The following is an 18,974-nucleotide window of genomic DNA, read 5'->3' as shown; positions in this document are numbered from 1 at the left end:
CTCGCTGAGGGGCCGGGCCCGGCGGACGCCCCGATTCGGAGGCAGCCGCACGTCGTTCTTCCGCACCTCACCCCCTGGGTGCACGCCGGCCGGCTTGAAGATCGGCGAACGTATGCTGCTGCACATGGTTGAGCACCGAATGATCGACGTGAACGGAATCCGGCTGCACATCGCGGAAGAGGGAGAAGGCCCCCTGGTGGTCCTCCTCCACGGCTTCCCGGAATCATGGCACTCCTGGCACCACCAGTTCGGTCCCCTGAGCGCCGCCGGCTTTCGTGTGGTCGCCCCCGACCAGCGTGGGTACGGCCGCAGTGACCACCCCGACGACGTGACCGCGTACAGCATCCTTCACCTGGTAGGGGATGTGGTCGGGCTGATCCGTGCGCTGGGCGAGGAGAAGGCGTACGTCGTCGGCCACGACTGGGGCGCACCGGTCGCCTGGCACACCGCGCTGCTGCGCCCGGACGTGGTTCAGGGGGTGGCGGGGCTCAGTGTGCCGCCGCCGTTCCGAGGGACGGAGCCGCCGCTCGCCGCCATGGAGAGGATGTTCGACGGCAGGTTCTACTGGAACTACTTCAATCAGCCCGGCGTTGCGGATGCGGAGTTCGCAAAGGACCCGCGCACGACGCTGCGGAAGTTCTTCTTCATGGCCTCCGGCGACGCCCCCGGCGCCGGCGAGGGGAAGCAGCCGCTGATCGAGCACGGACGGGGATGGCTGGAGACGATGCCCGATCCCGAGATCCTGCCGGAGTGGTTCACCGACACCGACCTGGACGTGCTCGCCGACAGCTTCTCCAAGGGCTTCACCGGCGCGCTGAACTGGTACCGCAACCTCGACCGGAACTGGGAGCTGACGGCTGCCTGGCAGGGGGCGGTCGTGAACGTGCCCGCGCTGTATGTGTACGGGGACCGGGACCTGGTGCCCGCGTTCCCGGGGACGCCCGAACTCATCGCGGCGCTGCCGGACTTGATGCCGAACCTGTGGCGCGACCCGGTCAGGCTGGAGGGGTGCGGACACTGGACGCAGCAGGAGCGGCCGGCCGAGGTGAACGCGGCGCTCCTGAACTTCCTCACCGATCTCCGGGGCTGACCGGGTCCGGGATCGCCCGGCCGGCTCGCCGTCCGGCGCGGGCATGGTGATGCCGCGATGGCCGGACCGCGCAGGCCAGCGGCACCGGCACGGCTCTGGCGCCGGCCACGGCGCCGCGATGGCCGTCCGCGCCGTCCCCGTCGCCCGCGAGGCCGCCCGGGTCGCCGCCTACGCGGACGTCATTCCCTGGACGACGGGGCCTTCGACCGGCGCGATCGTCTCCCCCTCATCCGATCACCGCGGCGCGTACGCACAGCACGTCCGGCAGGTGGGAGGCCAGCTGCTGCCAGCTGTCCCCGTCGTCCGCCGACGCGAACACCTCGCCGTTGCGGTTGCCGAAGTACACGCCGGCTCGTTCCGCGACGTCGTCGGTGCACAACGCGTCCCGCAGGACGGTTCCGTAGTGGTCCTCCTGCGGCAGGCCCGTGGAGAGCGGCTCCCAGCTTCTTCCGGCGTCCGCGGTGCGGAAGACCCGGCACCGGCGGTCGGCCGGGACCCGGTCCGCGTCGGCGTTGATCGGGAACACGTACGCCGTGTCCCCGCGGGTGGGGTGCGCGGCGACGGCGAAGCCGAAGGTGGAGGGCAGGCCCGGGCCGATGTCGGTCCACTGCCCGCCCGCGTCGTCGCTCCGGTACACGCCCCAGTGGTTCTGGAGGTAGAGGCGGTCCGGGTTCGCCGCGTCCCTCGCCACCTTGTGCACGCACTGGCCGAACTCCGGGTCGGGATCGGGCAGGAACACCGCGGAGACGCCCGAGTTCGCGGGGGCCCAGTTCGCCCCGGCGTCGGCCGTGCGGAACACGCCGGCCGTCGACACGGCCACGGTCACCGATCGCGGGTCGCGCCGGTCGGTGAGGATCGTGTGCAGGCCTTCCCCGCCACCGCCCGGCACCCACCGGGAGCGTGTCGGGTGCTCCCACAGCGGGCGGACCAGTTCGAAGCTCTCGCCGCGGTCCTCCGAGCGGTAGAGCGCCGCCGGCTCGGTGCCCGCGTAGACCACGCCCGGTTCGGCCGCGGCCGGATGCAGCTGCCACACCCGCTCCAGTGAGGCCCCGGTGTCCTGGGGGAACTTGACGGCCGGCGCGGCCGGTTCGGTCCACGTCCGGCCGAGGTCGTCGGAATGGAACACCGAGGGCCCCCAGTGCGCGCTGTCGCCGCCGGCGAGCAGCCGCGGGCGGTCGCCGCGGGTGTCGAGGGCGACCGAGTAGATCGCCTGTGCGTTGAAATAGGGGGCTTCGTCGAACTCCCACGCGCCACCGCGCCGACGCCCGACGAACAGGCCTTTGCGTGTGCCCACGGCGAGCAGTACCTCGGTCATGCCGATCACCTCCGCTGCGTCTTCGACGCCTTCGTCCCAGACATCGGCCAGTCTGCACCCCGCCACTGACAGTCACCTCCGGAAACCTCGTCGTCGCAGGTCACAGCGGCCCTGACGGTCGTGTGCCGCTGACTTTCGGCCACCTCCGCCCGGACGCCTGCGGGCAGACGGAAGCAGTGGGACGGCCGCGACGCGGACTCGCCGTGAGCATCGGGCCCGCCCGCCCCGTATGGGAGGGCGGCTGGGATGTACATGTGTTCATGAGGAGGATGCCTTCGATGGCGTTCCGTGGTCCGAAGGTGTGGCTGTGGCGCTGGCGGCGCAACCCGCTCAAGCGCCGCGCCGACATGGTGGAGTCCTGGGTCGTGCTCGGCGTGTGGGCGCTGACCGTGCTCGCCGGCGTCCTGGCGGGGTGGGCGACGGCGGGGTCCGTCGAGGACGGTCTCGCGCGCGAGCGCGTCGAGTGGCGGCCTCTGATGGGCCGCCTGACCGACCGGGCCCCCGGCAAGCCCGCCGCGAGCGGGTCCGCGAGCGGCGACCGGGTGTGGGCGAAGGCGGGCTGGACGGGTCCGGACGGCTCCGCGCACACCGGGCAGGTGCGGGTCGGCCCGGGCAGTGCCGCCGGCACGCCCGTGACGGTCTGGACGGACCCCCGGGGCCGCATGGTGACCGAACCCGTCGGCGCCGCCCAGGCCCGAGTGCGCGCGTCTCTCGTCGGCGGTGTGGCCGGCCTCGGCGTGGCGACGCTGCCCTTCGCGGGCGGCCGCGTCCTGCGCGGTCGCATGGAGCGCCGCCGGGTCGCCCAGTGGGACATCGACTGGGCCCGCTTCGACGCGCTGCGGGGACGTCCGGCGAGTTGACCGCCCGGCGGGGCAGCGAGGCAGCGGGGCGGGGTGGGGCGGTTGTGCACAGGCTCCCGTCCGCTCCCGCCGTGCCCGCCCGCGCCGGGTTGCCGCCCGGGCCGCTCCGCCGTCCCCCTACGTTCTTTCCACCACTCCACGGCACAGCCGCAGCAGTTCCTCGTCCGCGGGGATGTCGTGGCTGCCGTGCCCGCCGGGGCGGGCGGTGTGACGGCGGGGAGCGGCGAGCTCTGTCGCGGCCAGGTCCCGCAGGGGGGCGGCTCGGGAGCCCAGGGACGTGAGGCAGGCGGCGACGGCCGGGCGGGAAGGGGGATGCCTCGTCCAGGCGGACCGCAGCGCGGCGACGACCGTGGGGTCCGCCTCTCCGGTGATCACGCAGAGGGCGCACGCGGCGGCCGTCCCCGCCCGGCCGTCGTCCAGCTCGACCGTGCGGCGCAGTGCGCGCAGCGCCGTGCGGGCTCCGGGGCCGAGCCGGGACAGCGAGTGGGCGGCGTGCGCCCGGCGCGAGGCGTCCCCTCTCGCCAACTCCCGCAGAAACACCGGCAGGACGGCGGGCGGGTCGCCCTCGACGGCCCACAGGGCGTCCGCCGCCGCGAGCGCGTGCTCACCGTCCAGCAGGGCTCGCAGCGCGGGCGCTGCCTCGCGGGCGGCCCCGCCGAAGGCGGCCACCGCGGCGAGCGCGGCCGGTACGAGGCGTTCCCCCGCGGCGGTACGGGCGCCGTTCAGCAGGCGCAGCACCGCGGGCAGGGACTCCACGTCGCGCAGTGCCTGCAGCGTGGACAGCAGGGGCGTCGCCGTGCCGGGCGCCTCCAGGGGCACGGCGGCGAGCGCCCGCCGCACGGCCGGCGCGAGGGGCGCCGCCCGGGCGCCGAGTGCGGCGACCGCCGCTCCGAGGTCCCGGGGGACGACCGGACCCGCCACCACCTGGGCCAGCAGGGGCACGGCCCGCGGGTCTCCGGTCCGGGCCAGGGCGTGGAGCGCTCGGCCGAGCAGGGGAGCCTCGCGCGGCCACCGCTGCACCCAGCGGTCGGGGCGCGCGACGGCCAGCGCGTGGAGTCGGTCGGCGGCCGGGGCGGCCAGCGCGAAGAGCTCGGCGAGGACGGCCACGGTCGTGTCGCGCAGCCGCCCCTGCTCCTCCTCGGCTTCCCGGGCCGACAGCTGCTCGCCGAGCAGGGCCACCGTGCGACTGTGGTCGCCGCGCCACTCACGCACCAGCGCTGCTGCCAGCAGTACGGCGTTGCACCGGTCGACGGCTCCCGCACCCGTCAACTGGCCGTGCAGCAGCGCGATCCGGTCGGCCGGCCGGTCGTCGAGCGCCGTGTGCAGGGTGCGCAGCAGGCGGCTCCCCTCCTCGTCGGAGGGGCGCAGCCGCCGTATCCGGTCGACGAGGGAGTGCACGGCGGCCGCGCCCGCCGCTCCCGGGCGGCAGGGCCGGTCGGCGGAGCGCTCGTCGAGCAGGCGCAGAACCATGGGCACCAGATCCGCCGGGAGCCTTTCGGGTGCGCAGACGGCGAGTTGGCCCAGCGCGGCGAGCCGCGGTCCCGGCCCGTGCGCGGGGCCGCTCCACGCGACGAGGAGTGCCACGGCCTCTGCCGCCCGCCCCGGCTGCCGTCGCGCGAAGTGACCCAGGCACTCGACGAGGGCGACGACCAGCCGCTCGTCCCGCTCGAGCGCGAGACGCTCGCGTAACAGCCCCAGGACGCGCGGGGGTTCGTCGACGAACCGCACCACGGCCGTGGCAGCCGCCCGGCGGACCCCCGGGTCGACGTCGGCGGCCAGCCGGACGAAAATGTCCGCCCCCGCCCGGACGGCCGCCTCCGCGCCGAAGTCTGCCCGGACGCCCGCTTCCGCGCCGAAGTCTGCCCGGACGGCTGCTTCCCCGCCTATGGCTGCCCCGGCCGCTGCCGCGCCGGCGTCCCCCTCGCCCGCCTCCGCGCTCTCGCCCGTCGCCGCGCTCTCGCCCGCCTCCGCGCTCTCGCCCGCCTCCGCGCTCACGCCTGTCTCGCCTGCCGCTTCCGCGCCCCGGGCCGGCTCGCCCGCCGCATCCGCCCCCGCGCGGAACGCCGCCTGCGCGCCCACGGCCGCCCGGGCCGCCGGATCGGCCTCCGCGACCGCCCCCTCGGCAGGCGTGCCCTCCCCGATGCTCACCAACAGGTCGAGCAGAAGGCCCCGTTCCGGTACCTGTTCGTCCGCGGCCAGCGCGAGCAGAAACGGAACGCAGGCGAGCGTCGAGTCGTACACCCGCCCCTCCTGGTGCACCGCTCCGTACAGGCGGTCCAGGGCGGCCGCTCTGGCGAGCGGCTCCGCGGAGGTGAGGCCGCGGAGCAGTCCCGGCACGTCCCCGGCGCTGCCGTGCGCGTGACGCAGTGAGGCCCAGTCGACCTCGTCGATCCCCGTGAACACGTTGTCCTCCCCCGGACGAAGTGCCAGAAGTGCCAACTGATCACGAGTCTGCACCACTTCACCGACAACGAAGCGGAATCGAGCGATGACTCACAGGTCGCACGAACCGGCCGGAAGGCTCCGCTCGAGGATTCCGCCGAGATCGGCGCCGTCCGGAAGGGTGCCGAAGGCATGTCCCCAGTCGCCGTCCAGCCGGGTCGCGCAGAAGGCGTCGGCGATGGCCGGCGGGGCGTACCGGACGAGGAGGGAGCCCTGCAGGGCGAGGGCCATCTGCTCGACCAGCCGGCGGGCGCCGGCCGGCGTCGCCTCGCCCAGCCGGGTGCGCAGCCGTGCCACGGCGGCGTCGAGACGGGCGTCCGCCCCTTGCGCCAGGGCGAGTTCGCCGAACAGGGCCTCCGCGGTCGCCGGCTCACGGGTCAACGCCCGCAGCACGTCGAGGGCGTTGACATTGCCCGAACCTTCCCAGATCGAGAGCAGGGGCGCTTCGCGGTAGTGCCGGGGCATGCCCGAGTCCTCCACGTAGCCGTTGCCGCCGAGACATTCCAGCGCCTCCGCGGTGAAGGCCGGCCCACGCTTGGTGACCCAGTACTTGCCGACGGCGGTCGCGATCCGCCGGAAGGCCTGCTCACGGGCGTCTCCGCGCACCGCGCGGTCGGCTGCCCCCGCCAGCCGCAGCGTGAGCGTGGTGGCGGCCTCCGACTCCAGCGCCAGATCGGCCAGAACGTTGCGCATCAGCGGCTGGTCGAGCAGCCGCGCCCCGAACGCGCTGCGGTGGCGCACATGGTGTCCCGCCTCGACGAGCGTCTTGCGCATCAGCGTCGCCGACATCATGACGCAGTCCAGCCGTGTGCAGTTGACCATCTCGATGATGGTCTTGACGCCCTGTCCCTCCGGCCCGACCAGCCAGGCCACGGTCCCGTCGAACTCGGGCTCGGAGGAGGCGTTGGAGCGGTTGCCGAGTTTCTCCTTGAGGCGCTGGACGCGGAACGTGTTGCGCGTGCCGTCGGGCAGCACGCGCGGCACGAGGAAGCAGGACAGGCCGCCGGGCGCCTGGGCCAGGACCAGGAACAGATCGCACATCGGCGCCGACGTGAACCACTTGTGCCCGCGCAGGGTGTACAGCCCGGACTCCGCCGTCGGGGTGGCCGCGGTCGTGTTCGTGCGGACGTCGGAGCCGCCCTGCTTCTCGGTCATCCCCATGCCGGCGAGCAGCCCGCGCTTCTCGGCAGGCGGCCGCAGCCCCGGGTCGTACGCCCGGCTGGTGAGCAGCGGCTCGTAGACGGCGGCGAGGTCCGGCCGCCGTCGCAGGGCGGGGACGGCCGCGTACGTCATCGACGTGGGGCAGCCGTGCCCGGCGTCCGTGTGCCCCCACGCCAGACCGCCCGCCGTGCGCGCCACATGGGCGCCGGGCCGGTCGTCGGCCCACGGCGCCCCGGCCAGCCCTTCGGCGACCGCGACCCGCATCAGCTCGTGCCAGCTGGGATGGAAGTCGACCTCGTCGACGCGATGCCCGTACCGGTCGTGCGTGCGCAGCACGGGCTCGTGGCGGTTGGCCAGCTCGCCCCACTCCTGCGCCTCGACGCCGCCGGCCAGCAGACCGATCCGGCGCACGTCCGCCTCCGCCCACCCCGCGCCCTCCCGGCGCAGGCCCTCCAGCAGGGCGGCGTCCTCGGAGGCGTCGTACGGGGCGAGCGGCGGCGGCTGATTGGTCACTTCGTGCGTCGCCTGGGACGAAACGGGCGACGGAGGCGCCGACTGCGGCTCGGCTCGCGCCTCGGACCGCGCCGTCGATTCCGCCTGCGTCCGATCGTCTCTCTGGCTCTGGCTCTGGCTGTGACTCTGGGTCTGGCTCTGGGCGAGTGTCTGGGACATGCGGACCATGTTGCACTTCGCCGACAGTCGCAGCAAGAATGCAATAGTTGGAGCGCACGTACAGTACGGCCTTATGCGGATCAACGTGTCGGCGCAGTCCGGTGAGGTCGAGGTCGACCTGCCCCCGTTGTCCGCGCGGTCGGTGGTCCTGAGCCTGCTGCTGGGCTCGCACCCGCCCGAAATGGCCGCGAAGGACCTGGTGCGCGGGGTGGAGCCGTTCGGCGTCGGCGGCTCGACGGTGCGGGCGGCGCTGAGCCGGATGGTCGCGGCCGGCGATCTGCGCCGGACGGACGGGGTCTACCGTCTGAGCGAGCGGCTGCTGGAGCGCCGACGACGCCAGGACGACGCCCTGCACCCGCACACGCGCGCGTGGGACGGCGACTGGGAGATGGCTGTGGTCACCGCGACCGGTCGCGGCCCGGCCGAACGCGCCGAACTGCGCAACCGGCTGAGCGCCCTGCGGCTCGCCGAGCTTCGCGAGGGCGTCTGGCTGCGGCCCGCGAATCTGAGCCGGTCCTGGCCCGCGGAGCCCGAGGCCGTTCTGCAGCACTTCGTCACGCGGCCTTCGACGCCCGCCCGTGAACTCGTCGTGAGCCTGTGGCCGCTCGGTGCGTGGGCGCGGACGGCCCGGGGGCTGCTGGCCCACGTCGAGCGGTCGCGAAGGCCTGCCGACCGGTTCACGGCACTCGCGGCGGTGGTGCGGCATCTGCTGGCCGACCCGGTGCTGCCCGCGGCGCTGCTGCCCGCCGACTGGCCGGGCCCGGTGCTGCGCACCGCCTACGAGCGGTACCGGCGCGAGATCGCCGCCACTGCGTCCGGGCCGGGCCGATAGGCGGGGCGGCCGTGCGAAGCGTCGTGCGGGGATGCTCCGTACGGCCGCCGTCTCACCGTGGGGGCGCGGTGGAGCCGGCAGGGCCCGGCAGGCCTACCTGTAGGTGATGTCGGACGACGAGTACTTGCAGTACGTCCCGTCCGCGTTGCTGCCGTTGGTGGTCGGCTCCTTGCCGGTGTTGTTGCCGATGTACTTCTGGCAGGGAGTGATCTTCTTGCTGCTGTCCCCGACGATGGTGATCTTCCTGAGGGTGGCGCTGTCGCCGTAGTTGGTGTTGATGCCGACGAGCTTGTTGCCCTTGTACGTCGCCTCGATGGTGTTCAGATTGATCGTGCGCTTGTACTGGCCGCTCTTGCAGTTGCCGCAGCTGCGCACGAAGGTCCCGAAGTTCTTCACGGCGAAGTTGGAGACGTTCAGCGTGCCGCCGCCGTTGAACTGGAACACCTTGTCGCTGGCCTCCTTCGCCCCGCCGCCGGAGACGGTGTAGACGTTGGACGACGAGGAGCCGAGGAAGGTCGCCGCGTCCTCGCCGACGTCCTCCCACCAGACGTTCTGCAGGGTGCAGCTGCCGAGGCAGTGGATGCCGTCGGCCGCGGGCGCGCCGATGATGACGTTCTTCAGGACGGCGCCGGGCTTGAGCTCGAGGATCGGGTCCTGGTCCTCGTTCTGGCCGCCGCTGCCGAGGTCGCCGCTGCCGTAGAGGCGCTGCATCCCGTAGTCCTTGGTGCCGGAGACCGAGATGGTGGCGGTCACCGCCTTGCTGCTGGTGGGGGTGGGCCAGGTGGCGGCGCTCGCAGGGGTGAGCGCGCCGCTAGTCATGATCATGCCAACCGTGAGGCCGATGGCGGCCAGCCCTCCGGCGAGTGTGCGCCCGCTGGCCCGAAGTGGTGCGGAAGTTGCCGGTGAAGTCATGTCCCGATGCCTTCTTCCAAGCGGTGGGGAGGATCAAGTATGTGGATGATGTTCCTGTACCTGAACGACTTGATCGAACAGTGCGCCAGTTGTGGGGTCCGACTGAGCGGCTCGGTCACACTGCTGAACGGAACGTAGGGGGCAAGCGCTTTCTAGTCAATGTCTTACGCAGAACGCGTTCCGGCGGCCAGGGCGCCCCCCGGTCAACCTCGGACGGTGCGCGGGAGTTGGCGTGGGAGCGCTTCCATGGCGGCCATGTGCATGTCACTATGCGAGGCGAACGCAGCCTTCGACGCTCGTGACGGCGGCCGGATCCGTCGGCCCGGGCGGACCCGTCCCGCCGGGCTGCCGCTGCCTCCGCGTCGCCGTTCGCCTCGCGAGCGTCCAGCACGACGTTCCCGAGCCGCTACCAGAAAGGGACAGCCATATGAGCGATCGGGTCACCTCCCTCGGCAGGGCGCTGCGCCCCCTGTTAGGCGCCCTCCTGCTCCTGCTCACGGCCACCGTCCTCACCGCTCCCGCCGCCTCCGCGGCGCCGCCGGTCGCCGCGCCGGTGCCCGCCGCCACGCTCACCGAGGTCACCGGGTTCGGCGCCAACCCCAGCAACCTCCAGATGTACGTCTACGCGCCGGCCGGCGTCGCCGCGCACCCGGCCGTACTCGTCGCGGTCCACTGGTGCGGAGGATCCGGACCCGCGATGCACTCCGGCACCGAGTACAGCCAACTGGCCGACCGGTACGGGTTCGTGATCGTGTACCCGTCCGTCACCCGCAGCAGCAAGTGCTTCGACGTCTCGTCGCCGCAGGCGCTCAGGCGCGGTGGCGGCAGCGACCCCGTCGGCATCAAGTCGATGATCGACTGGGTGACCGCCGCGTACGGGGCCGACACCGCCCGCGTCTACGCCACCGGCATCTCCTCCGGAGCGATGATGACCAACGTCCTGCTCGGCGACTACCCCGACGTGTTCGCCGCCGGGTCCGCCTTCTCCGGCGTCCCCTTCGGCTGCTTCGCCACGACCGACGGCTCCGAGTGGAACAGCGCCTGTTCCGGCGGCGCCGTCGTGCACACCGCGCAGGGGTGGGGCGACCTCGTCCGGGGGGCCTATCCCGGCTACACCGGAACGCGGCCGCGCATGCAGGTGTGGCACGGCACCGCGGACGACGTGCTGCGCTACCCCAACTTCGGCGAGGAGATCAAGCAGTGGACCGACGTCCGGGGCGTGAGCCGGACCCCGGCCGCAACGGACTCGCCCGCCTCCGGCTGGACCCGTACCCGCTACGGCGGCACCGGTGACCAGGCCCCGGTCGAGGCCGTCAGTCTGGAGGGGGTCGGGCACAACCTGTACGCCTGGGGCATGGCGGCCCGCGTGCTGACCTTCTTCGGTCTGGACTCCGCCGGACCCGCCCCGCAACCGCAGCCCACGGGCTGCAGGGTGACCGCGACGACCAGCGCCTGGAGCACCGGTCTGACCGCCTCCGTGACCCTCTCCAACACCGGGCCGAGCGCGATCGACGGCTGGCGGCTCGGCTTCACGCTGCCCTCCGGCCAGACCATCACGAACGGCTGGGGCGCCACGTACGCGCCGGCCTCCGGAGCGGTCACCGCCACGAACGCGGCCTACAACGGCACACTCGCCGCCGGTGCGAGCGTCACGATCGGTTACCAGGCGGACCACACCGGAAACAGTGCGGCGCCAGGTTCCTTCACGCTCAACGGTGCTTCCTGCACGCTGAGTTGACGTTTCCCGGGCGGCCGGTGCGTCCGGCCGCCTCCGGGGCACGCGTACGATCTCAGAAGTCCGGAGAAACCGCCCGACCACAGCGGGCAAAAGAACCCGACCACAGCGGGCAAAAAGAAAGGGCAACGGAGGAACACCACTCCTTGCCACTCTCAACGTATAGCGCACCCGGGGGCTTGCGGCAAGGCCCCCGTCGTCCCGCAGAATCGCAGGCCGAGGCCCGAACCTGCGGAAATGAGTGATCTACGAAGTGCATGTCGACCACATGACCCCCTCGACCGTCGGCGCGTTCGACCTTCCCGACCGGCTGTCCGCCAAAGCCGACCCGAAGCTGATCGCCGGCGACGAGCAGCACTTCGCGGCGATCGCGGAGAGCCTCGAGCAGACGATCGCCGAACTCTCCTCCCGTCTCGACGCGGAGCGCCGGGCCCCCGGCGGCCTCGGCCGGGAGGCGATGGACCGCGACCAGGAGATCCACCGGCTGACGGGCCGGCTGCGCTCCCTGAACCGCTTCGGCCTGGACCTGTGCCTCGGGCACATGGTCGGCGCCGACGATCCCGAGCCCCTGTACGTCGGACGCATCGGCCTCACCGACAGCACGGGCCGCCGGCTGCTGATCGACTGGCGCTCACCGGCGGCCGAGCCGTTCTTCGCGGCGACGCACGCCGATCCCATGGGCCTGGTGAGCCGCCGCCGCTACCGCTGGACCCGCGGCCGGATCAGCGACTACTGGGACGAGGTGTTCACCGCAGAGGGGCTCGAAGGGCATGCCGCGCTCGACGACCAGTCCGCCTTCATCGCCAGTCTGGGCGGCCGGCGGTCGGGCCGGATGCGCGACGTGCTCGCCACCATCCAGGCCGACCAGGACGCCGTCATCCGCGCCGGGTCGCGAGGCGCGCTCGTCGTCGACGGAGGTCCGGGCACCGGGAAGACCGTCGTGGCCCTGCACCGCTCGGCCTACCTCCTCTACTCCGACCCCCGCCTCGGGCACCGTAGGGGCGGAGTGCTGTTCGTCGGCCCGCACCGGCCCTACCTGGCCTACGTGGCCGACGTCCTGCCGAGCCTCGGCGAGGAGGGCGTGCAGACGTGCGTCCTGCGCGACCTCGTCACCGAGGGGGCCGATGCCTCGGTCGAGGCCGATCCGACGGCGGCCCGGCTGAAGTCGTCCGCGGACATGGTGAAGGCGATCGAGACCGCCGTCCGGTTCTACGAGTCGCCCCCGACGGAGGGGATGACCGTCACCGTCTCCGATGCCGACGTCTGGCTCAGCGCCGACGACTGGGCCGAGGCCTTCGACGCGCCGTCGCCGGGCACTCCGCACAACGAGGCGCGCGACCTGATCTGGGAGGAACTGGTCACGATCCTGCTGGACAAGCACGGCGGCGACGTCTCGCCGGAGCTGTTCCGCAAGGCGCTGCGGCACGACCGCGAACTGGTCGGCGCCCTCAACCGGGCATGGCCGCTGCTGGAAGCGGCCGACCTGGTCGGTGACCTGTGGTCGGTGCCCGCCTACCTGCGGATGTGCGCCCCCTGGCTCACCCCGGACGAGGTGCGCGGGCTGCAGCGGGCGGATCCACAGGCCTGGACGGTGTCCGATCTGCCGCTCCTGGACGCGGCACGCCAGCGGCTCGGCGACCCGAAGGAGGCCCGGCGCAAGGTCCGGCACAAGGCCGTCCTCGCCGCCCAGCGCGAGCGCATGACGCAGGTCGTCGACAACCTGATCGCGGCCGTGGCCGACTCCGGGGCGGACGGCGACGACGGCGAAGGCCTGGTGACCATGCTGCGCGGCGAGGACGCCCAGGTCAGCCTGGTCGACGAGAGCGAACTGGTCACCGCCGACCCGGACCTGCTGGCCGGCCCGTTCGCCCACATCGTGGTGGACGAGGCGCAGGAGCTGACCGACGCGGAGTGGCAGATGCTGCTGCTGCGCTGCCCGTCCCGGAGTTTCACCGTCGTCGGGGACCGTGCCCAGGCCCGGCACGGGTTCACGGAGTCCTGGCAGGAACGGCTCGAGCGGATCGGGCTCGACCGGATCACCGTGACGTCTCTGACCGTCAACTACCGCACCCCGGAGGAGGTCATGGCGGAGGCGGAACCGGTCATCCGGGCCGCGCTTCCGGACGCCAACGTCCCGACCTCCATCCGCAGCAGCGGCGTCCCCGTCGTCCACGCAGACGTGTCGGAGCTGGAAGCGGTCCTTCAGACCTGGCTCGCGGAGCACGACGACGGGATCGCCTGCGTCATCGGCGACCCCGCGTTCCGGCCGACCTCGCGTGTGCGGTCGCTGACGCCTGAGCTGTCGAAGGGGCTCGAGTTCGACCTGGTCGTCCTCGTCGATCCGCAGACCTTCGGGACGGGCGTCGAGGGCGCGGTCGACCGATATGTCGCGATGACCCGGGCCACCCAGCGACTGGTCGTCCTCACGAGTCCCTGACACGCTCTGCCGTCGCACACGGTCACGACCGGGCTGTGACCGGGGTGGCCGTCCAAGCGGCGTGGCCCGAGGTGTTCACTGCCGGGGCTTGGCCTGAGGTGTTCACCGCCGGGGCTTGGCCCGAGGTGTTCACTGCCGGGGCGTGGCCTGAGGTGTTCACCGCCGGGGCGGCGGGTCCTGGACGCCGACGGCGGCCGGGGCCGCCGCGGCCCGCAGCGACGCCCAGTCCGGCAGCTTGACGACCCCGCGGCCCAGCGCGGCCCCGAGGTCGGCCTCGGCCCGTTCGATCGCCTGCCAGCCCGCCCACTCGACGGGCTCGGCCCCGGCGGCCCGCAGGAGCGCGAGCGGGTCGCCGGGCAGTTCCCGTCGCAGGAGGGCGGGGGCGTCCGCCAGCAGGGACGTCGCCGTCTCCTTCGCGCACGGCCGGTTGGTGCCGATGACACCGGTCGGGCCACGCTTGATCCAGCCCGCCACGTACTCGCCCGGCGCCGCCTCACCGCCGCGCACCACCCGCCCGGCCAGATGCGGCACGGTGCCGTGCCCGGCGTCGAACGGCAGGCCCTCGAGCGGGGTGCCCCGATAGCCCACCGACCGCAGGGCCAACTGCGACGGGACGTCCTCGTACCGGCCGGTGCCGGTCACCCCGCCGCGTCCGTCCGGGGCCGTCCGCTCGAACCTCACCATCCCCAACCGGCCGCCGACGGCGCGCAGTTCGACGGGCCGCAGGAAGAACCGCAGCCGGATGCGCCGTGGGGCGCCGCGTGCCGGCGAGGCAGCCCAGCCGCGCAGCACCTCCACGTTGCGGCGCTGCGCCGCCGGAAGCCCGGAAGGGTCCCCGTACGCCGGATCGAGCGCCAGCTCCGCCTCGTCGACGACGACCTCGGCGTCCGGCAGGGCGCCCAGTTCCCGCAGCTCCTTGGTGGTGAACCGGGCCTGCGACGGGCCACGCCGCCCGACCATGTGGATCTCGCTCAGCTCGCTCGCCGCGAGCGCTGCCAGCGCCGCCTGGGGCATGTCGGTGGGGCTCAGTTCGGCGGCGCCCCGCGCCAGGATCCGGGTGACGTCGACCGCGACGTTCCCGACCCCCACCACCACGGCCGAGTCGACGCCGTGCAGGAACCGCGCGGGCACGGCGTCCGGGTGGGCGCTGTACCAGGAGACGAACTCCGTCGCCGACCAGCTGCCCGGCAGCTCCTCGCCGGGGATGCCGAGGCGTCGGTCGGTCGCGGCGCCGACGCAGTACACGACCGCGTGGTACAGCTCGCGCAGCCGGGCCGCCGGAACTCCGTCCGCGCCCACCGGGACGCCGCCGAGGAAACGGACCCGTTCGTGCTCGAGCACGGCGCGCAGGTTCTGCTGCAGGGACTTGATCTTCTCGTGGTCCGGGGCGACGCCGTACCGCACCAGCCCGTACGGGCAGGGCAGGCGGTCCAGGACGTCGACGAGCACGTCCGGGTCGAGCTGGACCAGACTCTGGGCGGTGTAGACACCACTCGGCCCTGAGCCGACGACGGCGACACGGAGCACGGCGGAACTCCTTACCCCGGAGGTCGGAGGAGATTCGCTGGTGTCTCCAGCATCGCACCGTCACGGCTCCGCTGACAGGGTGCGTACGATCGCGCCGCACGCGTGTCCGTTCGTATGGAAAGTGATCATGCGGTTACGTTGCGTATGTGCTAGAAGCATCGTTTCTTAATCTTTCTGATCGTTCCGCCGAGGACGGCACGGTGTCCGTGTGGCCGGCGTGGGAGGTCCAGGAGGCGGGAGGCGCCACTTCCTGGTTCCATGTCCGGCTGTCGTTCGCCGACGGGGCGCGTGTCGATCTGCTTGCCGTCGTCAGCGGGGGCCGGGTCTCCATCGAGGACATCCGCGCACGGCCGGCTCTGTCCCTCGTCGACCTGACCCTGCTCGCGGACTGGATCGAGGGGCCCCTCTTCGACGGACCCGACGAAGACGAGGGCGAACCCGCGCCGGACGCGGCGCCGAGCCTGAACGGCCTGAACGGCATGGGCGTCCTGAACATCATGGGCGGCACGGAGGGCGTGGAGGGTGTGGAGGGCGCCGACCACCCGACGGAGGCCGGGCGCTGCGCCGAGGAGCTCTTCGGGCTCCGGCGGGCCCGACCGGTCTGGCCGCGCGGTGTCGAAGGGCGATGGCTGGCGGCCCAGGAGTACCGGGCGGCACAGGAAGAGGGAGTGGACCCCGTCCTCGCGGTCATGTGCGCGACGGGGCACAGCAGGCGCCGGTCACTGCGGCTGATCGCCCGGGCACGTGACGCCGGGTACCTGACGCCACGTCACGCCCGACGCTGAACGTCATGCCGGCCGTTGAACGTCACGCCGGCCGCTGAATGCCCGGCCCCGGCGCCGAAGATCACGCGCGGCGCCGGGGTGTCGGGACTCCGAGGGGTCGGGGCGTCGGGAGGTGTCAGCGCATCCCGTTCATCCGCGTGATCTCGCTCGTCTGCTGCGCGATCACGTCGTCCGCCATCTCCTCGACCCGTACGTTGTTGCCCTGCGCCTTGACGTCCGCGGCCATCGTGAGCGCACCCTCGTGGTGAGTGATCATCAGGGTGAGGAAGAGCGTGTCGAACGCCTTGCCGCGGGCCGCCCGCAATGCGGTCAGCTGGGCCGGGGTCGCCATGCCGGGCATCGCCATGTGCGTGTGCCCGCCGCCCGTCGTCTTTTGGCCATGAGTGGTGAGCCAGCCCTCCATGGCCTTGATCTCCGGCCCCTGCGCGGCGGAGATGCGCTGGGCGAGGCGTTTGACGTCCCCCGATGCGGCGCGGTCCGGCACGAGCGCGGTCATCTCCAGGGCCTGGGCGTGGTGTTCGATCATCTTCCGCGCGTAGGACACGTCGGCGGAGTTGGGCGTGTCGTCGTCGGCGCGCTGCTCGGCCGCGTCCTGTGCCGAGAGGGTGCGGTTCGCCTCACCCGGCTTGCCCGGGGCGATCACAGATGGGCCGCTCACCGCGCCCGACCCGGCGTCCGTGCCCGAGTCACAGCCGGCGAGAGCCAGGGCGAGGAGCAGCGAGGCTGACGCGAGGGGCGCGCGGCGGACGAGCACAACGACCTCCTGGGGCAGGCGAGTCGAGGGCGGGTCCGCCCTCGTCCGAATCCATGCACCGCCGACAGCACCGCCGAACCGAATCATTCGTGACGAGTGCATTGCCGACCCTTGATATGTGCATGATGAAGACGATACTTCGGAGCACCGTGAACCGTTCCCGCGCGAACGGTGACTAGGGAGGATGCAGTGACCCTGTCGAACGATCCTCGAACACGACGCAGACGGTGGAAAGCCGCCGCCGCCTGCACCGGGCTCCTGGCCGCGCTGCTGACAGCGGTCCCGGCGGCCGCGACCCCCGACCCGGGGGACGGCCCCGCCGCTGAGCGGGAGGTGACCCGCGACGCCCGGACCCAGGCGAGTGCCGCGATCGCCGCCGGCGAGATACCCGGACAGGACGAGATCGTCCATTCCGACAACATCCAGCACCTGACGAACATCCCCAAGGACGCCTTGCCGGGCACCAATTCGGACCTGGCCTTCCAGGGCCGGTACGCCTTCGCCGGCAACTACGACGGCTTTCGCATCTTCGACATCGGCAACCCGAAGGCGCCGAAGACCGTGGCCCAGGTGCTCTGCCCGGGCTCGCAGAACGACGTCTCCGTCTCCGGCAACCTGCTCTTCCTGTCGACCGACTCCTCGCGCAGCGACAGCAGTTGCAACAGCACCACGCAGCCGGTCACCGAGAAGTCCTCGTGGGAGGGCATGAAGGTCTTCGACATCAGCGACAAGAGGAACCCGAAGTACGTCGCCGCCGTGGAGACCGCATGCGGTTCGCACACCCACACCCTGGTGCCCGAGGGCAAGAACGTCTACCTCTATGTCTCCTCGTACTCGCCCAACGCCGCCTACCCCGACTGCCAGCCCCCGCACGACGGCATCTCCGTCATCAAGGTGCCGCGCAACGCGCCCGAGAAGGCGGCGGTCGTCGGCTTCCCCGTGCTGTTCCCCGGCGACGGCCCGGACGGCGGCGGCAACCCGGGCGGTCCGACCAACCCCGGAGTCTCCAAGACGACCGGCTGCCACGACATCACCGTGCTGCCGGAGAAGGACCTGGCGGCCGGCGCCTGCATGGGCGACGGCATCCTGTTCTCCATCAGGGACCCGGAGCACCCGAAGGTCATCGACCGGGTGCAGGACAACGTCAACTTCGCCTTCTGGCACTCGGCCACCTTCAACCAGAAGGCGAACAAGGTCGTCTTCACCGATGAGCTGGGCGGCGGCGGCGCGGCCACCTGTGACGCGGCGACCGGCCCCACCCGCGGCGCCGACGGCATCTACGACATCACCGGCAAGGGCGACAAGCGCAAGCTCGTCTTCCGCAGCTACTACAAGATCCCGCGCTACCAGGCGGCCACCGAGAACTGCGTCGCCCACAACGGCTCGCTGATCCCGGTCAAGGGCAAGGACCTCATGGTCCAGGCCTGGTACCAAGGCGGTGTCTCCGTCTGGGACTTCACCGACTCGGCGAAGCCCAGGGAGATCGCCTACTTCGAGCGCGGTCCGCTGAGCACCACGACCCTGCAGACCGGCGGTGCGTGGTCGGCGTACTACTACAACGGCTACATCTACTCGAACGACATCGCCAAGGGCTTCGATGTGCTCAAGCTCAGCGACCGGCGCACGGATCCGGCCGGGCGAATCCATCTGCGCGAGCTCAACGTCCAGACCCAGCCGGACTACTTCGACTGATCGCCGGACGGCGGGCCGGTCGCGAAGAACCGCGACAGATCGGCGGCGGACCCCCCGCCGGGCGCCTCGGCGTCCGGCGGGACGCCCAGCTCCCAGTCGAGCCGGTAGCGCGCGAAGAGCTCGGCGCGCAGTGTCGTCAGCGGCAGGGGCACGTTGGGCAGGACCATCGCGTAGACCGCGCCCATCAACTGGGAGCGCAGCATCGGATAGTCGTGCTCGAGGTCCTGCGCTCCGTGCCGGGCTGCCGTCTCCCGGAGCAGCTCGGCCAGCCGCTGCTGCTCCGGGCACTGCACGAAGCCCTCGGCCTGCAGCAGCCCCGCCATGTGCTGGCGCATCAGCACGGTACGGTCCTGGGCCAGCCCCGTGATCGCGTCGATGGCCCGCGCCATCCGCTCCCGGCCGTCCTCGGTGTGCGGCTCGCGTTCCAGCGCCTCCTCCAGGGTGCGGTGCATCAGCCGGTGCACCGCCGACTGCACCAGCTGCCGCTTGCCGGGAAAGTAGTACGACACCAGACCGCGCGCCGAGCCGGCCCGGTCCGCGATGTCGCCGAGCGTGGTCGCCTCGTAGCCGCGCTCGCCCACCAGCTCCACAGCCGCCTGCAGCAGTCGCTCCCGGGAACGACGCCGCAATTCTTCATTGACCGAGGCGCTGCGCGGGGACATCCTGTAACTCCTGTGTTGACTGGCTGCCAGCCAACTATACTCAGGACGTCCCGGTCGCTCCGGCGGAGCGCACCGGGTCGGCGCCTGCTCTGGGCGAC

14 protein-coding genes are annotated in these 18,974 nt (G+C 72.4%); 7 read left to right on the top strand and 7 right to left on the bottom strand.

What is annotated here, in order from left to right:
- The first annotated feature begins 124 nt into the window (after window positions 1–124).
- Complete coding sequence (locus ACN6LD_RS26405) at window positions 125–1,090, top strand: alpha/beta fold hydrolase (protein ID WP_445044465.1); 966 nt, start codon at window positions 125–127, stop codon at window positions 1,088–1,090.
- A gap of 226 nt (window positions 1,091–1,316) precedes the next feature.
- On the opposite strand, the gene ACN6LD_RS26400 is transcribed toward ACN6LD_RS26405, so the two are convergent.
- Complete coding sequence (locus ACN6LD_RS26400) at window positions 1,317–2,471, bottom strand: WD40/YVTN/BNR-like repeat-containing protein (RefSeq protein ID WP_445044464.1); 1,155 nt, start codon at window positions 2,469–2,471, stop codon at window positions 1,317–1,319.
- A gap of 212 nt (window positions 2,472–2,683) precedes the next feature.
- Between ACN6LD_RS26400 and ACN6LD_RS26395 the strand changes: the two genes are divergently transcribed.
- Window positions 2,684–3,265, top strand: a complete 582-nt coding sequence (locus tag ACN6LD_RS26395) for an Rv1733c family protein (RefSeq protein WP_319197210.1) — start codon at window positions 2,684–2,686, stop codon at window positions 3,263–3,265.
- Between the two features lie 117 nt (window positions 3,266–3,382).
- Here the strand turns inward: ACN6LD_RS26395 and ACN6LD_RS26390 are convergent, their stop codons facing one another.
- Together ACN6LD_RS26390 and ACN6LD_RS26385 are read right to left on the bottom strand one after the other, a co-directional pair.
- Window positions 3,383–5,668, bottom strand: coding sequence for a HEAT repeat domain-containing protein (locus ACN6LD_RS26390; protein ID WP_445044463.1), 2,286 nt, complete (start codon window positions 5,666–5,668; stop codon window positions 3,383–3,385).
- Window positions 5,669–5,758: 90 nt separating this feature from the next.
- Window positions 5,759–7,540: an acyl-CoA dehydrogenase family protein gene (locus ACN6LD_RS26385; protein WP_445044462.1), complete on the bottom strand. Its 1,782-nt coding sequence runs from the start codon at window positions 7,538–7,540 to the stop codon at window positions 5,759–5,761.
- 73 nt (window positions 7,541–7,613) lie between these two features.
- Here ACN6LD_RS26385 and ACN6LD_RS26380 point away from each other — a divergent pair, with 73 nt between their 5' ends.
- Window positions 7,614–8,372 (top strand): PaaX family transcriptional regulator C-terminal domain-containing protein, encoded by a 759-nt coding sequence (locus tag ACN6LD_RS26380; RefSeq protein WP_445044461.1) that lies wholly within the window; start codon window positions 7,614–7,616, stop codon window positions 8,370–8,372.
- 93 nt (window positions 8,373–8,465) lie between these two features.
- Here ACN6LD_RS26380 and ACN6LD_RS26375 read toward each other — a convergent pair whose 3' ends face one another.
- Window positions 8,466–9,284 (bottom strand): pectate lyase, encoded by an 819-nt coding sequence (locus ACN6LD_RS26375; protein ID WP_445044460.1) that lies wholly within the window; start codon window positions 9,282–9,284, stop codon window positions 8,466–8,468.
- A 427-nt stretch (window positions 9,285–9,711) separates the two neighbouring features.
- Between ACN6LD_RS26375 and ACN6LD_RS26370 the strand changes: the two genes are divergently transcribed.
- The gene (locus ACN6LD_RS26370; RefSeq protein WP_445044459.1) at window positions 9,712–11,022 is read left to right on the top strand and encodes an extracellular catalytic domain type 1 short-chain-length polyhydroxyalkanoate depolymerase; all 1,311 of its coding nucleotides are present in this window, start codon (window positions 9,712–9,714) and stop codon (window positions 11,020–11,022) included.
- A gap of 265 nt (window positions 11,023–11,287) precedes the next feature.
- On the top strand, window positions 11,288–13,456 hold the full coding sequence (gene helR, locus ACN6LD_RS26365; RefSeq protein ID WP_319193081.1) for an RNA polymerase recycling motor ATPase HelR: 2,169 nt from the start codon (window positions 11,288–11,290) through the stop codon (window positions 13,454–13,456).
- A 156-nt stretch (window positions 13,457–13,612) separates the two neighbouring features.
- Here helR and ACN6LD_RS26360 read toward each other — a convergent pair whose 3' ends face one another.
- Entirely contained in the window at window positions 13,613–14,983 is a 1,371-nt protein-coding gene (locus ACN6LD_RS26360; protein WP_445044458.1) for an FAD-dependent oxidoreductase, read from the bottom strand.
- A gap of 206 nt (window positions 14,984–15,189) precedes the next feature.
- Here ACN6LD_RS26360 and ACN6LD_RS26355 point away from each other — a divergent pair, with 206 nt between their 5' ends.
- Window positions 15,190–15,768: a DUF6214 family protein gene (locus tag ACN6LD_RS26355; RefSeq protein WP_415924924.1), complete on the top strand. Its 579-nt coding sequence runs from the start codon at window positions 15,190–15,192 to the stop codon at window positions 15,766–15,768.
- 115 nt (window positions 15,769–15,883) lie between these two features.
- Here ACN6LD_RS26355 and ACN6LD_RS26350 read toward each other — a convergent pair whose 3' ends face one another.
- Window positions 15,884–16,522, bottom strand: a complete 639-nt coding sequence (locus ACN6LD_RS26350) for a DUF305 domain-containing protein (RefSeq protein WP_319193068.1) — start codon at window positions 16,520–16,522, stop codon at window positions 15,884–15,886.
- A gap of 189 nt (window positions 16,523–16,711) precedes the next feature.
- On the opposite strand from ACN6LD_RS26350, the gene ACN6LD_RS26345 reads away from it, so the two are divergent.
- Window positions 16,712–18,214 carry an LVIVD repeat-containing protein gene (locus ACN6LD_RS26345; protein WP_319193066.1) on the top strand — a complete coding sequence of 501 codons (1,503 nt, stop codon included), beginning with the start codon at window positions 16,712–16,714 and terminating at the stop codon, window positions 18,212–18,214.
- On the opposite strand, the gene ACN6LD_RS26340 is transcribed toward ACN6LD_RS26345, so the two are convergent.
- Complete coding sequence (locus ACN6LD_RS26340; protein ID WP_319193064.1) at window positions 18,202–18,876, bottom strand: TetR/AcrR family transcriptional regulator; 675 nt, start codon at window positions 18,874–18,876, stop codon at window positions 18,202–18,204. The genes ACN6LD_RS26345 and ACN6LD_RS26340 overlap by 13 nt on opposite strands.
- Window positions 18,877–18,974 lie beyond the last annotated feature (98 nt).

This window comes from Streptomyces sp. SAS_272, assembly GCF_052543235.1.
Note: the sequence above shows the minus strand (reverse complement) of the source record. Positions and strands in the feature narration are given on the sequence as shown.

Bases quoted from the DNA above. Each gene is read 5' to 3' on its own strand.
- ACN6LD_RS26405 (WP_445044465.1), top strand. From the start codon at position 125: ATGGTTGAGCACCGAATGATCGACGTGAACGGAATCCGGCTGCACATC.
- ACN6LD_RS26395 (WP_319197210.1), top strand. From the start codon at position 2,684: ATGGCGTTCCGTGGTCCGAAGGTGTGGCTGTGGCGCTGGCGGCGCAAC.
- ACN6LD_RS26385 (WP_445044462.1), bottom strand. From the start codon at position 7,540: ATGTCCCAGACACTCGCCCAGAGCCAGACCCAGAGTCACAGCCAGAGC.
- ACN6LD_RS26380 (WP_445044461.1), top strand. From the start codon at position 7,614: ATGCGGATCAACGTGTCGGCGCAGTCCGGTGAGGTCGAGGTCGACCTG.
- ACN6LD_RS26375 (WP_445044460.1), bottom strand. From the start codon at position 9,284: ATGACTTCACCGGCAACTTCCGCACCACTTCGGGCCAGCGGGCGCACA.
- ACN6LD_RS26370 (WP_445044459.1), top strand. From the start codon at position 9,712: ATGAGCGATCGGGTCACCTCCCTCGGCAGGGCGCTGCGCCCCCTGTTA.
- helR (WP_319193081.1), top strand. From the start codon at position 11,288: ATGACCCCCTCGACCGTCGGCGCGTTCGACCTTCCCGACCGGCTGTCC.
- ACN6LD_RS26340 (WP_319193064.1), bottom strand. From the start codon at position 18,876: ATGTCCCCGCGCAGCGCCTCGGTCAATGAAGAATTGCGGCGTCGTTCC.